15 protein-coding genes are annotated in these 17,946 nt (G+C 71.9%); 11 read left to right on the top strand and 4 right to left on the bottom strand.

Annotated features, from left to right (window positions below):
* Window positions 1-7 precede the first annotated feature (7 nt).
* The 6 genes from ACIREE_RS31865 to ACIREE_RS31840 all read left to right on the top strand — a co-directional run bounded on the left by ACIREE_RS31865 (window position 8) and on the right by ACIREE_RS31840 (window position 5,904).
* Complete coding sequence (locus ACIREE_RS31865) at window positions 8-247, top strand: hypothetical protein (protein ID WP_404159884.1); 240 nt, start codon at window positions 8-10, stop codon at window positions 245-247.
* Window positions 248-389: 142 nt separating this feature from the next.
* Entirely contained in the window at window positions 390-1,859 is a 1,470-nt protein-coding gene (locus tag ACIREE_RS31860; RefSeq protein ID WP_404159881.1) for an FAD-dependent monooxygenase, read from the top strand.
* 36 nt (window positions 1,860-1,895) lie between these two features.
* Window positions 1,896-3,161, top strand: a complete 1,266-nt coding sequence (locus ACIREE_RS31855) for a histidine kinase (RefSeq protein ID WP_404159878.1) — start codon at window positions 1,896-1,898, stop codon at window positions 3,159-3,161.
* Complete coding sequence (locus ACIREE_RS31850; RefSeq protein ID WP_404159876.1) at window positions 3,125-3,769, top strand: LuxR C-terminal-related transcriptional regulator; 645 nt, start codon at window positions 3,125-3,127, stop codon at window positions 3,767-3,769. Before ACIREE_RS31855 ends, ACIREE_RS31850 begins: the two co-directional genes overlap by 37 nt.
* Window positions 3,770-3,892: 123 nt before the next feature.
* Window positions 3,893-4,828, top strand: coding sequence for a DMT family transporter (locus ACIREE_RS31845; RefSeq protein ID WP_404159873.1), 936 nt, complete (start codon window positions 3,893-3,895; stop codon window positions 4,826-4,828).
* Window positions 4,829-4,917: 89 nt separating this feature from the next.
* Window positions 4,918-5,904 carry an alpha/beta fold hydrolase gene (locus ACIREE_RS31840; RefSeq protein ID WP_404159870.1) on the top strand — a complete coding sequence of 329 codons (987 nt, stop codon included), beginning with the start codon at window positions 4,918-4,920 and terminating at the stop codon, window positions 5,902-5,904.
* On the opposite strand, the gene ACIREE_RS31835 is transcribed toward ACIREE_RS31840, so the two are convergent.
* Window positions 5,864-6,373: a GNAT family N-acetyltransferase gene (locus ACIREE_RS31835; protein ID WP_404159867.1), complete on the bottom strand. Its 510-nt coding sequence runs from the start codon at window positions 6,371-6,373 to the stop codon at window positions 5,864-5,866. The genes ACIREE_RS31840 and ACIREE_RS31835 overlap by 41 nt on opposite strands.
* A gap of 33 nt (window positions 6,374-6,406) precedes the next feature.
* On the opposite strand from ACIREE_RS31835, the gene ACIREE_RS31830 reads away from it, so the two are divergent.
* Both ACIREE_RS31830 and alc read left to right on the top strand, forming a co-directional pair.
* Window positions 6,407-7,336, top strand: coding sequence for a LysR family transcriptional regulator (locus ACIREE_RS31830; protein ID WP_404159864.1), 930 nt, complete (start codon window positions 6,407-6,409; stop codon window positions 7,334-7,336).
* 59 nt (window positions 7,337-7,395) lie between these two features.
* Complete coding sequence (gene alc / locus ACIREE_RS31825; RefSeq protein ID WP_404159861.1) at window positions 7,396-8,532, top strand: allantoicase; 1,137 nt, start codon at window positions 7,396-7,398, stop codon at window positions 8,530-8,532.
* 244 nt (window positions 8,533-8,776) lie between these two features.
* Here the strand turns inward: alc and pepN are convergent, their stop codons facing one another.
* Entirely contained in the window at window positions 8,777-11,350 is a 2,574-nt protein-coding gene (pepN, locus tag ACIREE_RS31820) for an aminopeptidase N (RefSeq protein ID WP_404159858.1), read from the bottom strand.
* 131 nt (window positions 11,351-11,481) lie between these two features.
* Here pepN and ACIREE_RS31815 point away from each other — a divergent pair, with 131 nt between their 5' ends.
* Window positions 11,482-11,994 carry a DUF1203 domain-containing protein gene (locus ACIREE_RS31815; protein ID WP_404159855.1) on the top strand — a complete coding sequence of 171 codons (513 nt, stop codon included), beginning with the start codon at window positions 11,482-11,484 and terminating at the stop codon, window positions 11,992-11,994.
* A 7-nt stretch (window positions 11,995-12,001) separates the two neighbouring features.
* On the opposite strand, the gene ACIREE_RS31810 is transcribed toward ACIREE_RS31815, so the two are convergent.
* Entirely contained in the window at window positions 12,002-13,021 is a 1,020-nt protein-coding gene (locus tag ACIREE_RS31810) for an aspartate-semialdehyde dehydrogenase (RefSeq protein WP_404159852.1), read from the bottom strand.
* Window positions 13,022-13,204: 183 nt separating this feature from the next.
* Here ACIREE_RS31810 and ACIREE_RS31805 point away from each other — a divergent pair, with 183 nt between their 5' ends.
* Together ACIREE_RS31805 and ACIREE_RS31800 are read left to right on the top strand one after the other, a co-directional pair.
* Complete coding sequence (locus tag ACIREE_RS31805; protein WP_404159849.1) at window positions 13,205-13,729, top strand: sigma-70 family RNA polymerase sigma factor; 525 nt, start codon at window positions 13,205-13,207, stop codon at window positions 13,727-13,729.
* Between the two features lies 1 nt (window position 13,730).
* Window positions 13,731-14,462, top strand: coding sequence for a hypothetical protein (locus ACIREE_RS31800; RefSeq protein WP_404159846.1), 732 nt, complete (start codon window positions 13,731-13,733; stop codon window positions 14,460-14,462).
* A gap of 61 nt (window positions 14,463-14,523) precedes the next feature.
* On the opposite strand, the gene ACIREE_RS31795 is transcribed toward ACIREE_RS31800, so the two are convergent.
* Window positions 14,524-17,862 carry a S8 family serine peptidase gene (locus ACIREE_RS31795; protein WP_404159844.1) on the bottom strand — a complete coding sequence of 1,113 codons (3,339 nt, stop codon included), beginning with the start codon at window positions 17,860-17,862 and terminating at the stop codon, window positions 14,524-14,526.
* Window positions 17,863-17,946: the final 84 nt, after the last annotated feature.

Raw genomic sequence — 17,946 nt, 5'->3', positions numbered from 1 at the left:
TGGCACCGTGGACAAGAAGAACGCCCTGCGCGCCGGCGCCCTGGCCTCCGGTACGACGCTGATGATGCTGCTCATGTCGTCCCCCGCGCTCGCGCTCACGCGCGACGACGGCGACGACCCGGGTAACGGCCTGAGTGTGATCGATACGCTCGGCCTCTATGTGGCGGCCCCGATCGTCCTGTTCCTGGTGATCGCCGGTCTCGTGGTGCTGGGTGACAAGTCCCGCAAGCAGCACAAGCAGGGCTGACCCGCAGAGTTTTCCCGTCGAGGGCACTCGCCGCGCACCTGTCGCGGTGGGTGCCCTCGACGCGTTCTCCGCGAAAGAGGACTTCCTCGTTCCTGACGTGACGCCTCACCATGAACGCCTCACCGTGTAAGAGGAGGCCTCCATGAACGGCACCCCGAGCAACGGCACCGCGCACGACCGCTCCGTCCTCGTCGTCGGCGCGGGCCCCACCGGCCTGCTGCTCGCGGGTGACCTCGCCGCCGCCGGCGTGCCCGTCACCCTCGTGGAGAAGCGCCCGCCCGGCATCAGCAATCTCTCCCGCGCCTTCGTCGTGCACGCCCGCACCCTGGAACAGCTCGACGCCCGCGGCCTGGCCGACGAGGTCGAGGAACAAGGGCAGGTACTCGACCGGCTCCGCCTGTTCGGCGGACTCACCATCGACCTGACCGGACTGCCCTCCCGCTTCAACCACCTCCTCGTCGTCCCGCAGTACGAGGTCGAGAAGGCCCTGGAGCGGCGCGCGGTCGGAGCCGGGGTCTCCTTCGCGTACGAGACCGAGGTGACCGGCCTCGTCCAGGGCACGGACGGGGTCACCGTCCAGGTGCGGGGCGCGGACGGCGAGGCGGGGGAGCTGAGCGCCGCGTACGTCGTCGGCACCGACGGCATGCGCAGCGCCGTACGGGGCGCCGTGGGGCTGCCCTTCCCCGGCAAGTCCGTCATCCGCTCGGTCGTGCTCGCCGACGTCCGTCTCGCCGAGCAGCCGGAGAACCTGCTCACGGTGAACGCGGTCGGTGACGCCTTCGCCTTCATCGCGCCCTTCGGCGACGGCTACTACCGCGTCATCGGCTGGAACCGCGCCCGGAACGTGCCCGACAGCGAGCCCCTCGACCTCGACGAGATCAAGGAGACCGCCCGGCTCGCCCTCGGCCACGACTACGGCATGTACGACGCCCGCTGGATGTCCCGCTTCCACAGCGACGAACGTCAGGCACCCGCCTACCGTGTAGGCCGCGTCCTGCTCGCGGGCGACGCCGCGCACGTGCACACCCCGGCGGGCGGGCAGGGCATGAACACCGGTCTGCAGGACGCGGCCAACCTGGGGTGGAAGCTGGCCGCGGTCGTCAACGGCCGTGCGTCGGACGCCCTGTTGGACACGTACGAGGCCGAGCGGCACCCCGTCGGCAAGGCCGTTCTGCGCAGCAGCGGCGGCATCGTGCGGATGGCGATGGCGAAGTCCCCCCTCACGCTCGCGACCCGCGCCGCCCTCATCGGGGTCATCGGCCGGATCGGCGCCGTGCGCACCCGCGCCATCGGCCAGGTCACCGGCATCGGCTTCGCCTACCCGGCACCCAAGGGCGCGCACCCCCTGGTCGGCAAGCGGGTGCCCGACGTGGCGCTGGCCGACGGTGCGCGGCTCTACGAGGTGCTGCGCGCGGGCGAGTTCGTGCTGATCCTGCCCGAGGGCGACGCGTACAAGGGCGACGGGATCCGCGTCGTCCACTGGGCCGGCGGCCGGCAGACCGCCCTGCTGGTGCGGCCCGACGGGTACGCGGCCTGGGCGTCGCGCGGCACGGATGGGGGAGTTAACTCCACCGACGTGCCCAGGGAGTTCGCCTCATACTCGTTGCGGTAGGCGGAACGAGCAGGTGAGCCGGGGGAGTTGCGGGACATGAAGCGGATCGAGGCGCTGCGGCGCTGCCATCGGCTGTGGTGGCTTTCGGTAGTGGCGATGCACTGGTCGCTCATGGTCGGCAACGCGCTGTGGATCCCGGTCCCCGGGCTGCTGCCCCGGGCCGCGGACGGCATGCGGCGCCTCGTGGACCGCGAACGCGCCCTGGCCGCCGAGTGGTCGGGGATCACCGTCGGATCGGCGTCGGGGCCGCGGATGGACCGGGGTGCGGAGCGCCGCGGGCTCGTGGCCCGCTACCGGTGGATCCTGGAGGACCCGCAGCGGCTGCGCGAATGGCGCTGGGTCACGCTGTACTCGTTCGCGGGGGGCCTCATCGCCTGCGTCCCCGGCGCCCTCGTCCTCTACGGCCTGTGGGGCGTCTTCCTGGCGTTCTTCGGCCCGTACCTGGCCGGCCGGGGGGCCGGCTGGGACGGCCTCTGGTACACGGTCGTCCACGTCACGGACACCCCCACCGCCGTCATGGCGGGCCTGCTCGGTCTGGTCGTCGGCGCGGCCGGCCTGTGGCTCGCGCCCGGCACCGTCGACCGGCACGCCCGCTTCGTCCGGTCCACGCTCGCCCCGAGCGAGCAGGAGATCATGGCCGCCCGCATCACCCACCTGGCAGCGACCCGCTCCGACGCCGTCGACACCTCGGCGGCCGAACTGCGGCGCATCGAGCGGGACTTGCACGACGGCGCCCAGGCCCGCCTCGTCGCGATGGGCATGACCCTCGACGCGGCCGAGCACCGGCTCGCCGAGGACCCGGAAGCCGTGCGCGTCCTGCTCGCCGAGGCCCGCGCCTCTTCCGTCGCGGCCCTCCAAGAGCTGCGCGATCTCGTCCGCGGCATCCACCCGCCGGTCCTCGCCGACCGCGGAATCGCCGACGCCGTACGGTCGTTGGCGCTGCTGAGCCCCTTGCACACGGAGGTCGCCGTCGACCTGGAGGGCCGCCCCGAGCCGCCCGTCGAGTCCGCCGTGTACTTCGCGGTCGCCGAGGCCGTGACGAACGCGGCCAAGCACGGTGACGCCGAACGCCTGTGGATCGACATCGGCTACGACGTCGCGCGCTCGGCCCTGAGCGTCAGCGTCACCGACGACGGCCGCGGCGGCGCCGATCCGGCCCGGGGCAGCGGTCTGGCCGGCATCGAGCGCCGCCTGGCCACCTTCGACGGTGTCCTCGCGGTGAACAGCCCGGCCGGTGGCCCGACGCAGGTCTCGATGGAGGTGCCGTGCGCGTTGTCGTCGCCGAAGACCACTTCCTGCTGAGGGACGGTCTCGTCCGGCTCCTCGGCGCGTACGGCCATGAAGTCGTCGCCGCCGTCGACAACGGACCGGAGCTGCGCACGGCCCTGGTGGCACAGCGGCCCGACGTCGCGATCGTCGACGTACGCCTGCCGCCGGACTTCAGCGACGAGGGCCTGCGCGCGGCCCTCGCCGCCCGCGAACAGGTGCCGGGGCTCCCTGTGTTGCTGCTTTCCCAGTACGTGGAGCCTTTGTACGCACATGAGTTGCTGGCCGACGGCGCGGGTGCGGTCGGCTACGTCCTGAAGGACCGGGTCACGAACGGCGCCGAATTCCTGCGCACCATCGGGCAGGTCGCGGGCGGCGGGACCGTGATGGACCCGGAGGTCGTCTCGAAGCTGCTCGCCCGCAAGGTCCGCGACCGCAAGCTCGGCTCGCTGACCGCCCGCGAGCGCGAGGTCCTCGGGCTGCTCGCGCAGGGGCGCTCCAACGCCGGTGTCGCGGAGGCCCTGTTCGTCGGGGAGAAGGCCGTGACCAAGCACATCGGCAACATCTTCACCAAGCTCGGCCTGCTGCCCGGCGAGAGCGACAACCGTCGGGTGCTGGCCGTACTGGCGTATCTGGAGGGATGAGTCCCGGCCTCGATCGTTCGTTTCTGCTGAACATAAGCAGCGGAAACATTCGGTAGACGTGACAGGTGGTGCGCTGCGACGGTATCCCCATATCCCGCAGACAGCACTCACGAGAGGCTCCCGATGGCAGTCCTGGACCGCGTCCGTATTCCCACCGAGCCGGGGCGGGCGGTCGGGGGCCTCGGTGCCGGGATCGCCCTCGCCGCGCTCGCCACCGTCGTCTGGTCGGGCAGCTTCGTCACCTCCCGCGCCCTGCACGACAGCGTGCCGCCGATCCAGCACGCGTTCTGGCGGTGGATCATCGCGATCGTGGCCCTCGCCCCGTTCGGTCTCCGGGCGGCCTGGCGGGAACGGGCCCTGATCCGGCGGCACTTGGGGTACGTCACCCTGGCCGCGCTGCTCGGCGTCACCGTCTACAACACCCTCGTCAACCAGGCGGGGCTGACCACCTCCGCCGGCAACATGGGCATGATCATGGCCGCGTCGCCGGTGCTGATGGCCCTGTACGAACGGCTCGGCGGGGCACGCCTGGGCGCCCGCCGCGTCACCGGCACCCTCGTGGCCTGCGCGGGCGTCGTGCTCCTCGTCAGCAAGGGCTCGCTGTCCCCCGAGTTCGCCCCCGGCGACCTGTGGGTCGTCGCGGCCGCGGTCTGCTTCGGCTCGTACAGCGCACTGCTGCGCCGCAGGCCCCGGGAGATCGGCGGCGTCGCGTTCCTGTTCGCCACGTTCGTACTCGGCGCGCTGATGCTGCTGCCCGCGTATGTGGCGAGCGTGGCGGTGCAGGGCGGCTTCGAGGCGCGTCCGGGCACGGTCGGCCCGCTGCTGTACGTCGGCGTGGTCTCCTCCGCCGTCGCCTTCTTCGCCTGGAACAAGGCGATCGCCCTGATCGGGGCCGCCCGCGCGGGCGTCGTCTACTACCTGCAACCGGTCTGCGTGGCCCTGCTGTCCTACGCGGTGCTCGGCGAGGCGATGGGCGGCACCCAACTGGTGTGCATGGGGCTGATCCTGGCGGGCGTCGTGCTCGCGTCGGCGACGGGCCGGAGCGCGAAGCGCCGGTGAATTTGCCGGACCGGCAAACGCGGGCGGCGCCGCGGGCCGACCGGGGAGACCATCGAAGGACCGCAGCACCGCTCCTCCCGGAGGTCCTTATGACACAGCCGCCCGCCGCCGCGCCCGCCCACCGCCTCGTCCCCACCCCCGCCGGCCGCACCCACCTCGTAGAACAGGGCACGGGCCCGCTCGTCCTGCTCGTGCACGGCTTCCCCGAGTCCTGGTACTCCTGGCGCCGTCAGCTCCCGGCCCTGGCCGCGGCCGGATACCGGGCCGTCGCCGTCGACGTCCGCGGCTACGGGCGCTCCTCCCGGCCCGCGCAGGCCGAGGCCTACCGGATGACGGAGCTCGTCGAGGACAACGCCGCCGTGGTGCACGCGCTCGGCGAGGAGTCCGCGGTGGTCGTCGGCCACGACTGGGGAGCGAACATCGCCGCGAACTCGGCGCTCCTGCGCCCGGACGTCTTCCGCGCCGTCGGCCTGCTGAGCGTGCCCTACGCGCCGCGCGGCGGCCCGCGCCCCAGCGAGGTGTTCGCCGGGATGGCGGGCGGGGCGGAGGAGTTCTACGTCTCCTACTTCCAGGAGCCCGGCCGCGCCGAGGCGGAGATCGAGCCCGACGTACGCGGCTGGCTGGCCGGGTTCTACGCGGCGTTCTCCGCCGACACGATGCCGGCGCCCGGGGAACCCGACCCGCACTTCGTCGCGCGCGGCGGCCGACTGCGGGACCGCTTCCCGGCCCCCGGACAGCGGCCCGGCTGGCTCGGCGAGGACGAACTCGACGTCTACGCGGCCGAGTTCGAACGCACCGGGCTCAGCGGCGCCCTCGCCCGCTACCGGAACATGGACCGGGACTGGGCGGACCTAGAGCCCTACGACGGCGCCCCGATCCCACAGCCGTCGCTCTTCGTCGGCGGCGCGCTCGACGCGTCCACGACCTGGCTCGCCGACGCGATCGAGGCGTACCCGAAGACCCTCCCCGGGCTCGTCGCCTCGCACGTGCTCGACGGGGCCGGGCACTGGATCCAGCAGGAGCGGTCCGACGAGGTCAACCGCCTGCTCCTCGACTGGCTGGCCGCTCTTCCGTAGCGGCGCGCACCGCCAGCTCCATCAGCGGCAGTACCCGCCCCGCGATCGACCCCGACGGGATCGAGCCGACCCGCCGCCCGCCCATCGCCTCGTAGAACGGCAGGGCGTTCGGGTCGGCGGCCCAGCCGAAGCGGGTGAAACCGGCGGCGCGCGCCGTCTCGCGCACGTGCGTGAACAGCAGGCGCCCCACGCCGCCGCCGATCGCGTCCGGGTCGACGAACATCAGGCCCAACTCGCCCTGCGGCGGCTGTCCTTCGAGTGTCGCGAAGCCCAGGAGCCGGCCGTCCGGCGCCTCGGCCACGGCCGTCCGGCGCGGCTCGACCTCGTCCGCCCGCAGCGTCAGCTCGGCGGCGCAGGCCGCCAGGAACTCCGCGTCGTACCCCCAGTGCGCCTTCGACCGCAGGGCCAGCGCGCTCAGCAGCTCCGCCTCGTCGGGGCGGGCCGTCCGGATCCGTACCGTCTGCCGCATGACTTCAGCGTAGACCGGGTTACGTTGGGGCGTATGAGCGAAGCTGCGCCGAGACCGGACCGGTGGGACATCAAGAAGCTGGTGATTCTGCGCACCCTGCGGGAGTGCGGCACCGTGACCGCCACCGCGGAGGCGCTCCTCATGACGCCGTCCGCCGTGTCGCAGCAGCTCACCAATCTGGCGAAACAGCTCGGCGTGCCGCTCCTCCAGGCGCACGGGCGGCGGGTGCGGCTCACCGACGCGGCGCACATCGTGCTGGGACACGCGGAAGCCGTCTTCGCCCAACTGGAGCGCGCCGACGCCGAGTTGGCGCAGTACGTGTACGGAGACGCCGGGCTCGTACGGCTCGCCGCGTTCTCCACCGCCGTGCCCGCCCTCGTCGTACCCGCCGTCCGGGCGCTGCGCACCACCCACCCCGGAATCACCGTCCGCGTCCGCGAGGCCGAGGCGGCGCAGGCCTACGAACTCCTCGCGTCCGGCGACGTCGACCTCGCCCTCTCGCTCGCCGCGCACGCGCCGACCGCCCGCGACCCGAAGTTCACCCGGGTGCCGCTGCTCGCCGATCCGCTGGACGTGGCCCTGCCGGTCGGGCACCGGCTGGCGGAAGCGCCGGGGCTGCGGCTCGCCGACCTCGCCGGTGAGCCGTGGATCTTCGGCGGCTCCGGGCCCTGGTCCGAGATCACCATCGCCGCCTGCGAGGCCGCCGGGTTCGTGCCCGAGCAGGCGCACAGCGCGGCCGGCTGGACGGCCATCCTCGCCCTGGTGGAGGCGGGGATGGGGGTCGCACTCGTGCCGCGGATGGCGGCGGCCCGTCGGGACGGCGTCGTGATGTGCGCGCTCGGCGCCGACCGGCCCGTACGGCATGTGGTGGCGGCCGTACGGAAGGGGGCGGAGGAGGGGGCGACGGTGCGCCGGGTGCTCGACGCACTGCACCCGCAGCCCAGGATTGTTCAGCCCAGCTGAACAGTGACCTCGGAAACTTTCGATGGACCTGCGAGGTCGGTGTCGCCGAGAGTACGGGCATGACGACGACCCCCGCGCACGACGGCCTGCACGACGACCCGCACGCCAACGACGCCGCCCCCTACGGAGGCGGCGACCCGTACGCCGACTACCGCACCTTCGGCGAGGCCACCGGCTTCGCCGAGCTGGTCGACCTCGCCGACCGGCGGCTCGGCGCCGGGGTCATCGCCGCCAACGACGAGTTCTTCGCCGAGCGCGAGAACCTCCTCGTGCGCGAGCGCGCCGTCTTCGACCCCGAGCACTTCGGGCACAAGGGCAAGGTCATGGACGGCTGGGAGACCCGGCGCCGCCGCGGCACCGCCGACTCCCCGTTCCCCGCGCCCGAGGACCACGACTGGGCCATCGTGCGGCTCGGCGCCCCCGGCGTGATCCGCGGCATCGTCGTCGACACCGCGCACTTCCGCGGCAACTACCCGCAGCGCGTGAGCGTCCAGGCCGCCGCCGTGCCCGGCACCCCGAGTCCCGGCGACCTCCTCGCCGACGACGTGAAGTGGGAGGAGATCGTCCCGCGCAGCCAGGTCCGCGGCCACGCCGCCAACGCCTTCACCGTCACCTCCGAGCGCCGCTTCACGCACCTGCGCGTCTGCCAGCACCCCGACGGCGGCATCGCCCGCCTGCGCGTCCACGGCGAGGTGATACCCGACCCCGAGTGGCTCGGCCTGCTCGGCACGTTCGACCTGGTCTCCGTACTCAACGGGGGTGTGTACGAGGACGCGTCGGACAAGTTCTACTCCTCGCCGACCCAGATCATCCTGCCCGGCACCTCGCGCAAGATGGACGACGGCTGGGAGAACCGGCGCCGCCGCGTCCACGGCACCAACGACTGGGTCCGCTTCCGGCTCGCCGCGCAGGGCACGATCCGCGCCGTCGAGATCGACACGGCTTACTTGAAGGGCAATTCGGCGGGGTGGGTGGCCCTGAGCGGCCGGGACGGGGATTCCGGTGACTGGTTCGAGGTCATCCCGCGCACCCGGCTCCAGCCGGATACGCTGCACCGCTTTGCGCTGGCCGCGGGGGTTGTGGCGACGCATGTCCGGCTGGACGCGTTCCCTGACGGGGGTGTGGCCCGGATGCGGGTGCACGGCGTCTTGACGGAGGCGGGGCGGGCGGCGCTGGAATCGAGGTTCCGCGGGTGAGCCGCCCGCTCGGGTTTCGCCGTCGGGGATCTGCTTGATGCCGTGCGCGCCCCGGTGGGGACTTCTCGCGCAGTTCCCCGCGCCCCTGAAATGCGCACTGCGTGCGCCATTTCAGGGGCGCACACGCGTGCGCCCCATGGGGCTGCGGCGAAGCCGCATGCTCCAGGGGCGCGGGGAACTGCGCGACCAGCCCCCACCGGGCCGCGGTCCGCGAAGGGCGGCGACCCGGCAGACGGGGATCGGGCTACGCGTCGGCGCCCTGCGCCTTGAGCGCTCGCTCCACACCGGCGTGGGACTCGGACACCAGCCGACGAAGCGCCGCGCTCGGTTCCGCCGACGACAACCACTCCGTGGTCCGCGCGAGCGTCTCCTCGGACACCTGGATCGACGGGTACAGGCCCACCGCGATCTGCTGCGCCATCTCGTGGGACCGCGCGTCCCACACGGTCCGCAGCGCCTCGAAGTACTTGTCGGCGTACGGCGCGAGCAGCTCACGCTGGTCGGTCTGGACGAAGCCGCCGATCACCGCTTCCTGCACCGCGTTCGGCAGCTTGTCCGACTCGACGACGGAGGCCCACGCCTCCGCCTTCGCCTCCGGGGTGGGCCGCGCCGCACGGGCCGTGGCCGCGTGCCGCTCACCGGCGGCCGTCCGGTCCCGCTCGTACTCGGTGGTGATCTCCGACTCGTCGAAACGGCCGACCGCCGCGAGCCGCTGCACGAACGCCCAGCGCAGCTCGGTGTCCACGGCCAGCCCCTCGATGGTCTGAGACCCCTCCAACAGGCCGTCCAGCACGTCGAGTTGCTCCGGCGTACGGGCCGTCGCCGCGAACGCGCGGGCCCACGCCAGCTGGTGGTCGCTGCCGGCCTCGGCGGTGCGCAGATGGGTCAGCGCCGCCTCGGTCCAGCGGGCCAGCAGCGCGTCGCGGTGGGAGGGGGCCGCGTACAGGTCGATGGCCAGCTTCACCTGACGGTGCAGCGACTGCACGACGCCGATGTCGGACTCCTTGGCGATGCCGGAGAGCACCAGGTCCAGGTAGGCGCTGGTGGACAGTTCGGCGTCGCGCGTCATGTCCCAGGCCGACGCCCAGCACAGCGCGCGCGGCAGCGAGGACTCGAAGTCGCCGAGGTGTTCCGTGACGGCGGCGAGCGACTGCTCGTCGAGGCGGACCTTCGCGTACGACAGGTCGTCGTCGTTGAGCAGGATCACGGCCGGGCGGCGCTTGCCGACGAGCTCGTTCACCTGCGTCGACTCGGCCGCGGTGACGTCGAGTTCGACGCGCTCGCCCCGCAGCAGCTTGCCGCTCGCCTCATCGAGGTCGTAGAAGCCGATGGCGATGCGGTGCGGCCGCAGCGTGGAGGTGCCCTTCGCGCCCTCGGGCAGCGCCGGGGCCTCCTGGCGGACGGCGAAGGACGTGATGACGCCGTGCTCGTCCGTCTCGATCTCCGGGCGCAGCACATTGATTCCGGCCGTCTCCAGCCACGCCTTCGACCAGGCCTTCAGGTCACGGCCGCTGGTCTCCTCAAGCGCGCCGAGCAGGTCGGACAGGCGGGTGTTCCCGAAGGCGTGCCGCTTGAAGTACGCCTGCACGCCCTGGAAGAACTCGTCCATGCCGACGTACGCGACGAGCTGCTTGAGGACAGAGGCGCCCTTCGCGTACGTGATGCCGTCGAAGTTGACGAGCACGTCGTCGAGGTCGTTGATCTCCGCCATGATCGGGTGCGTGGAGGGCAGCTGGTCCTGCCGGTACGCCCACGTCTTCATGGAGTTGGCGAACGTCGTCCACGAGTGCGGCCACTTCGAGTTCGGCGCGTAGGCCTGGCAGGCGGCCTCGGCGTACGTGGCGAACGACTCGTTCAGCCACAGGTCGTTCCACCACTCCATGGTGACCAGGTCGCCGAACCACATGTGGGCCAGCTCGTGAAGGATTGTCGCCGCCCGCACCTCGTACGCGGCGTCCGTCACCTTCGAGCGGAACACGTACTGGTCGCGGATGGTCACCGCGCCCGCGTTCTCCATCGCGCCCGCGTTGAACTCCGGCACGAAGAGCTGGTCGTACTTGGCGAACGGGTACGCGTAGTCGAACTTCTCCTGGAACCAGTCGAAGCCCTGCCGCGTCACCTCGAAGATCGCGTCCGAGTCGAGGTGCTCGGCGAGCGAGGGCCGGCAGTAGATGCCGAGCGGCACCGACTGCCCGGTCTCGGCGTTCTCGTACGAGGAGTGCACCGAGTGGTACGGGCCGACGATGAGCGCCGTGATGTACGTCGACATCCGCGGCGTCGGCTCGAAGAACCAGGTGTCGTCCTTCGGCTCCGGGGTCGGCGAGTTCGAGATCACGGTCCAGCCGCCGGGCGCCCGCACCGTGAACTGGAAGGTGGCCTTCAGGTCCGGCTGCTCGAAGCTCGCGAACACGCGCCGCGCGTCCGGCACCTCGAACTGCGTGTACAGATAGGCCTGTTGATCGACGGGGTCGACGAACCTGTGCAGTCCCTCACCGGTGTTCGTGTACGCGCAGTCGGCGACGACCCGCAGCTCGTTGGGCCCCTGCTCCAGGCCGCTCAGCGCGATGCGGGAGTCCTGGAAGACGGCGGCGGCGTCGAGGGGGCGCCCGTTGAGGACCACCTCGTGGACGGCCGGCGCGACGAGGTCGATGAACGTCTCGCCCCCCGCCTCCGCGCTGTCGAAGCGGACGGTGGTCACCGACCGGTAGGTGCCGCCCTCCTGCGCGCCGGAGAGGTCGAGATCGATCTCGTACGAGTCAACGGTGAGCAGCTTCGCCCGCTGCTGTGCCTCTACGCGGGTCAGATTGGTGCCAGGCACGCGGTCATCTCCTAGTGCGGTTACGTGTTCTACGTTTGTGACGTTTCCGGTCATCCTTCCACGCGCGGGTGCGCGAGCGCGATGTCCGTTTTCCGCCGGTGCACACGCGTGCGCGGGGCCACTCTCGACCCATGACCAGGTACACCGCACGCCCCATCGAGGACGCCGCCCTCAAGGAACTCAGGAGCAGCGACGACGCGGGCAGGCCCTGCCTCCCGTACACCGCCACCGACGACGACGCGGGTTCCCCGCTGCGCTGCTGCCTGCGGCCGATCCGGCCGGGGGAGCGCATCGCGCTCGTCTCGTACGCGCCGCTGCGCCGCTGGGCCGCCGCGACGGGCGCGGACCCGGGCGCGTACGACGAACAGGGCCCGGTCTTCCTGCACGCGGCGGCCGAGGAGTGCGCGGGCTACGTCCCCGATCCCGGCCGCTACCCCTTCGACCGGCCCGGCGCCCTGCGCACCCTGCGCCGCTACGACGCGCGCGGGCACATCGCGGGCGGGCGGCTCCTGGAGATCCCCGCCGCCGCGACGGCCGGATTCGACGCGGCGCTCGACGAGGCGTTCGCCGACCCGGACGTGGCCTTGGTGCACGTCCGGGCCGTCGAGTACGGCTGCCTGCACTTCGAGGTGCGGCGGCCGTGACAGGGGACTACTTGGCGGACAGCTCCTGAGCCACCAGCTCCGCGATCTGTACGGCGTTCAGCGCGGCGCCCTTGCGGAGGTTGTCGTTCGAGATGAACAGGGACAGGCCGTTGTCGACCGTCTCGTCGCCGCGGATACGGCCCACGAACGACGCGTCCTGGCCCGCGGCCTGCAGCGGCGTCGGGATGTCGGAGAGCTCGACGCCGGGGGCGCCGCCGAGCAGCTCCGTGGCGCGCTCGACGGAGATCGGGCGGGCGAAGCGGGCGTTGACCTGGAGGGAGTGGCCGGAGAACACCGGGACGCGGACACAGGTGCCGGAGACCTTGAGCTCCGGGATCTCCAGGATCTTGCGGGACTCGTTGCGGAGCTTCTGCTCCTCGTCCGTCTCGTTCAGACCGTCGTCGACGATGGCGCCCGCGAGCGGCAGCACGTTGAACGCGATGGGGCGCTTGTAGACGTTCGGCTCGGGGAAGTCGACGGCGCCGCCGTCGTGCGTGAGCTTGTCGGCCTCGGCGACGACCTTCTGCGCCTGACCGTGCAGCTCGGCCACACCGGCAAGACCCGAACCCGAGACGGCCTGGTACGTGGCGACGACCAGCGCTTCGAGACCGGCCTCGTCGTGCAGCGGGCGAAGCACCGGCATGGCGGCCATCGTCGTGCAGTTCGGGTTGGCGATGATGCCCTTGGGGCGGTTCGCGATCGCGTGCGGGTTGACCTCGGAGACGACGAGCGGCACCTCGGGGTCCTTGCGCCAGGCCGAGGAGTTGTCGATCACGACGGGACCCTGCGCGGCGACCTTCTCCGCGAGCGCCTTGGAGGTGGCGCCCCCGGCGGAGAACAGAACGATGTCCAGGCCCGTGTAGTCGGCCGTCGAGGCGTCCTCGACCGTCACACCGTCCAGCACCGTGCCGGCGCTGCGCGCCGACGCGAACAGGCGCAGCTCGTCGGCCGGGAAGGCCCGCTCCACGAGGATCTTGCGCATGACCGTGCCGACCTGACCGGTGGCTCCGACGATTCCGACCTTCACAGGGGTTCCTCCGTGCTGACGTGCGGCCATCCGGCCTGGCGGGTGCTCCATGATGCGTCTCTCCAGGGCGGCCTTGTCCAATCCATTGTCCGGGGTGCGGACGGTATGGCACAGGCCACAAAGAGCCGTGAACGTTTCCGGGGCCTGCCGCGTCCTAGGACAAACGCGGGGAGGGGAGGGGCATTGCTGCGCAGAAAGCCACGGGGGCGGGCGGACGACGTGCCGGACCCGCTGGACGCCGGGGTCGAGGACCGGGTGCGCGCCGTGCTGTCGCTCGGCGGAGTGCCGTACACGGATCTGCCGGACGGCGTGCAGCAGGTGCGGCTGCGACTGCTCGAGCGGGCGGCGAAGGGGCAGGAGGCGCCGCGGGACGTCTCGGCGTGGGCGGCGGTCGTCGCCTCCAACCTCGCCATGGACTGGCACCGGGCGCGCCGCCGCCAGGAACGGCTGGGGGAGCGCCTCGCCGCGCTGCGCCAGGAGCACTCACGGGACGCCGCGGACACCCGCGTCCTCTCGCTCGCCGTGGCCCAGGGCCTCGACGCGCTCCCCGACCAGCAGCGGCAGGTGGTCGTGCTGCGGTTCTACGCCGATCTGCCGGTCCGGGACATCGCGGCCGAGCTGGGCGTGCCCGAGGGCACCGTCAAGAGCCGGCTGCACACGGCCGTCCGCGTGCTGCGGGCCCGGCTGCACGAACAGGAGGTGGTGTGACGTGGAGGACAGCGCACGGGAGGACCGGCTCCTGATGATGGCCGTCAGTGGGGAACCGCTGCCCGACAGCGATCCGGACGCCGCGGAGGTGGCAGCGGACGTCGCCCTGCTGCGGGAGCAGGTGCGCGGCCTCGGCGACGCGCTCGCGGCCCACCGGACCCCGGAGCCGATGCGCGCGCCCGTATCCGTACCCCTCTCGGTACCCGTACGCCGCCGACGCCCGCTGCGTCTCGCGCTCGGCGGACTCGCCGTGGCGGGCGGCCTGGGCGTGGCGAGCGTCATGGTGTGGGCCGTCCTGCAGAGCGGCGGCGGAATCGCGGCGAGCAGCGGGGACGACAAGTCCGCCGCCGACAACGGCAAGGCGGCGGGCGGGGAGAGCGCCGACCTGTCCCCGGAGGGCTTCGTGGCCTGCTCCCGCGTCATCGCGGAAGGCACGGTCGTGAAGGTGGAACAGCTCCCCGGCACCGGGCAGGACCGCATCACGCTGCGCGTCACCCGATACATCAAGCCGGAGTCGGGCGGCGCGAAGACCCTCACGTTCCCGATGGACCACGACGTGGACCCGCGCCTGAAGACCGGCGACCGGCCGTTGATCACGATCCCGGAGGGCGGGCGGCAGCCGGACAACTGGTCCACGGGCAAGGACAGCGAGCGTCTGCGTGCGATGGTGCTCAAGGCCCTGCCGGGCTCGCACGCCATCACGTGCGACAAGGGGCCGGGCCCGCAGACGTGAGATACGGGAACGGGGGCGGCCGCCACCGGCGACCGCCCCCGCACTCACACCACCCCGAGCCCTACGAGGTGACCTTCTCGATCTTCACGCTGCCGACGCCCGCGGCGACGCCGCGCTCGTTCAGCAGCCGCACCTCGCCGAAGAACTCACGGCCCTCCGGCGCGGCGGCCGAAGCGGTGACCTCGGCGGCCACGTCCGTGGACGCGCCGTTGGCCAGCGTCACGGTCTTCGTCTCGTCGACCTTCACCGTGCCGAGCGACGGCGAGAAGAAGACGTCGACGTAGTCGTACGCGGTCGAGCCGGACGGCACCGAGTAACCCGCGACCTCGACCGTGTACGTACCCGCGGCCGGCTTGGCGATGCTGACGGCCTCCTCGGAGTCACCGTCGGCGGACGTCGCGACGACGTTGCCGGCCTGGTCCTTGACCGTCAGGTCGAGGTCGGCGGCCTGGTCGGAGACGTTGCCGATGGAGACGTCGAGCTTCTCGGCGCCCGCGGGCACCTCGACCGTCGAGGTCTGCGTGGCACCGTCCGCGATGGTCGGCCGCGCCGACTTGGACGAGCCGAGCGGGCCGCCCTGCAGCTTCCCGCCGGTGATGGCGGCGAAGTTGTTCGTCACCTTCCAGTCGACGGCGGCCGGGGTACCGACCTTCGCCTCGGGCAGCGTCTGAACGGCCGGGTCGAAGGAGGCACCCAGCACAGAGGCGTCCAGCGTGTACGGGTTGTCGAGCAGCGGCGACGTACGGCGCGCCTCGACCTCGATCTCCCAGACACCGGCCTGCGGGTCCGCGTACGAACGCAGGTCCGGGCGGCAGGTGTTGGCCGGGTTCTCGTAGTTCGGGTAGCAGCTCGGCGTGGACGTGTCGTCGACCGGGACGCCGTACGGGTGGATGGAGATGAAGCGGGTCTGGCTCGTGGCCTTGAGCCCGCTCATCCGCACCTGCAGCGACGCGGCGCCCTCGGGCACCGTCAGGAAGTAGGACTTGGTGCTGTTGCGCTGCACCGAGCTCCGGTCGCTGAAGGAGTACGACGGCTTGGCCAGCGGCTCGGAGACGACGACGGTCGCCATGATCTGCTGGTCGACGCCCTCGGTCCGCGGGTCGTTCACTTCGAGGATGGCGCTGCGCAGCCCGGCCGACTCCGGCCTGGCCTGCACCTTCACGGTGACGGCCTTGTTCAGCGGCAGCAGGACGCTGTGCGATCCGGCGATGGTGAAGGTGTCACCGGAGTTGTTCTTCAGCGACAGCTTGTGCAGCACCGGCTTCGCGGAACCGGACGTACGCGTGATGGTGACGTCGTACGTCTTCTTCTGCCCGGCCTTCAGACCGCCCTCGCGGTCGTAGATGCCGGTGCCGAAGCCCGGCGTCTTCAGCGCGTCGTCGATCGCGGTGTCGACGGGCGCCTTGACGGTGTACGTGTGCGCGCTCGCCCCGTCCTCGATCGCGTCCCACGCGTCCTCGATGGAGATGAGGCCCGCGCCCTCGGCGTACGCCTGCTCGCCCTTGATGTGGCTCGCGGTCGAGGTGAGCGCGGTGCGCAGCTTCGCCGGGGTCAGGTCGACGTGCGCCCGCTTGGCGGCGGACAGCAGCAGCGCGGAGGCGCCGGCGGCCTGCGGGGAGGCCATCGAGGTGCCCTGCAGCATGGAGTAGCCGGCGGGGAGCGAGTAGCCCGCCTCGGCGACCGGGGAGCCGGGCAGCCAGGTCTGGGTGGAGTTGATCGACGCGCCGGGCGCGGTGATGGTCGGTGTGAAGCCGCCGTCCTCGCGCGGGCCGCGCGAGGAGAACGGCATCATCGCGTACGACTTCTCCACCTTGGAGCCGTAGTTGGCGGCCCAGGTGTCCTTGGAGATGGAGGCGCCGACGGAGAGGACCTTGTCCGCGAGACCGGGGTCGCCGATGGTGTTGGCGCCGGGCCCGGAGTTCCCCGCGGAGATCACGAGCTGCACGCCGTACTGGTCGATGAGGCGCGAGTACAGCTCGGAACGGGCGTTGTTGCCGTCGTTCAGCGCGGGGAGTCCGCCGATGGACATGTTCACGATGTCCACGCCGCGGTTGGCGACGAGGTCGATCATGCCCTCGGTGAGCGCGACGTTGGTGCAGCCGCCGGACCAGGTGCAGGCACGCGAGGAGACGAGCTTCGCGCCGGGCGCGGCCCCGTTCATCTTCTTGTTGCCGAACAGCGAGTTGGCCGAGGTGATGCCCGCGACGTGCGTGCCGTGCTCGGACTCGATGACGCCGATGTTGACGAAGTCGGCCTTCTTGCCGACCCAGTCGCCGCCGTACGGGTCCATGGGGACGTCCTTGCGGATCTCCACCACGAACGGCACGCGCTCGACGACGTCCGTCTTCGGGTCGTCCTTGCCGAAGTACCCGATCTGGTAGCCGTCCTTGTACGGCTTCATCGGGGTGTCGTCGGTGAAGTCACCGTTGTCGTTCAGGTCGACGGTGACGGTCCCGGCGGTGGCGTTGTAGAGCACGCCCCACTTGTCGGTGGTGTCGCCGTCCCGGTTCAGGTCGCCCTTGGCGTCGCCGCCGGTGGTCGCGGACTCGGCGAAGGTGCTGAAGCCGAAGGTGCCCGCACCCGCCTTGTAGGTGCGGCCGCCCGCGGTGAACGTCGGGCCGGTGACCGAGGTGACCATCGGGCGCCAGGTGGCGTCCGCGTCCACGATCGGGTCGGTCGAGGTGACCCAGTCGACGATCTTGCGCTCGCCGGTGGTGGTCTTCTGCAGCGCCGGGTGACCCAGGTCGACGCCGGAGTCGAGGATGCCGATGGTGACGCCGCGGCCGTCCGCCTTCGGGTTGTCCTTCACGAAGTCGACGGCGCCCGTCTCGAAGGACGGGTTGTACGGGTTCTTCGCGGCGGTGTTCCTGCCGGGCCCGCTGTACGACCCGGTGGCCTTCTTGGACGCGCCCTTGGCGGTGTCCGCGGCCGGCGTCGGGTCGTCGAGCTGGATCTCCTGCCGCAGGTCGATGCCGTGCACGGAGTCGAGTTTCTCGGCGGCCTTGATGGCGGCGTCGGCCCGGCCGGTGGGCACGGTCGCCCGGACATAGCCGAGCTTGTCGTAGGTGCGGCCCACGGAGCCGCCCTTGACGGCGTCGAGCTGCTTCGCCACCTGCGCGGTGGCGCCCGGGGCGGTGGCGACCATGAGGGTCACGTTCTTGGTGCCGTCGGCCTGGGCGTCGGCGAGGAGCTCCGCGTCGTGCGCGCCGAGCTTCTCACTGGCGCTCTTGACGGCGGGGTCGGCGGACGGGGCGGTGCTGGCGGTGTCCGCGTCCGCGGCGAGGGCCATGGGTATCGGCCCGGCCGCGGTGAGCGCGGCAACGAGTCCTGCGGCGGCCGCGAGTCGGGCCGCGCGTCTCGCGCCGCCGGATATCGGTGCGCGCTGGGGATCGGGGGTCATCGGCATCCCTGTACGTAAAGGTCGGACAACAAGGGGTGTTGTGCGAAAGGCTCCGGAATTCGGTGCCGGATGACCGCTCAGCCT

The organism is Streptomyces sp. NPDC102467, from assembly GCF_044765445.1.
In the GTDB taxonomy this organism is placed as follows: Bacteria; Actinomycetota; Actinomycetes; order Streptomycetales; family Streptomycetaceae; genus Streptomyces.
The sequence above is the reverse complement of the archived record's forward strand: the minus strand, read 5'-3'. Positions and strand labels throughout refer to the sequence as shown.

Coding starts and splice junctions, on each gene's coding strand:
- ACIREE_RS31845 (WP_404159873.1), top strand. CDS start 3,893: ATGGCAGTCCTGGACCGCGTCCGTATTCCCACCGAGCCGGGGCGGGCG.
- ACIREE_RS31855 (WP_404159878.1), top strand. CDS start 1,896: ATGAAGCGGATCGAGGCGCTGCGGCGCTGCCATCGGCTGTGGTGGCTT.
- ACIREE_RS31835 (WP_404159867.1), bottom strand. CDS start 6,373: ATGCGGCAGACGGTACGGATCCGGACGGCCCGCCCCGACGAGGCGGAG.
- alc (WP_404159861.1), top strand. CDS start 7,396: ATGACGACGACCCCCGCGCACGACGGCCTGCACGACGACCCGCACGCC.
- ACIREE_RS31795 (WP_404159844.1), bottom strand. CDS start 17,862: ATGACCCCCGATCCCCAGCGCGCACCGATATCCGGCGGCGCGAGACGC.
- ACIREE_RS31815 (WP_404159855.1), top strand. CDS start 11,482: ATGACCAGGTACACCGCACGCCCCATCGAGGACGCCGCCCTCAAGGAA.
- ACIREE_RS31830 (WP_404159864.1), top strand. CDS start 6,407: ATGAGCGAAGCTGCGCCGAGACCGGACCGGTGGGACATCAAGAAGCTG.
- ACIREE_RS31840 (WP_404159870.1), top strand. CDS start 4,918: ATGACACAGCCGCCCGCCGCCGCGCCCGCCCACCGCCTCGTCCCCACC.
- ACIREE_RS31860 (WP_404159881.1), top strand. CDS start 390: ATGAACGGCACCCCGAGCAACGGCACCGCGCACGACCGCTCCGTCCTC.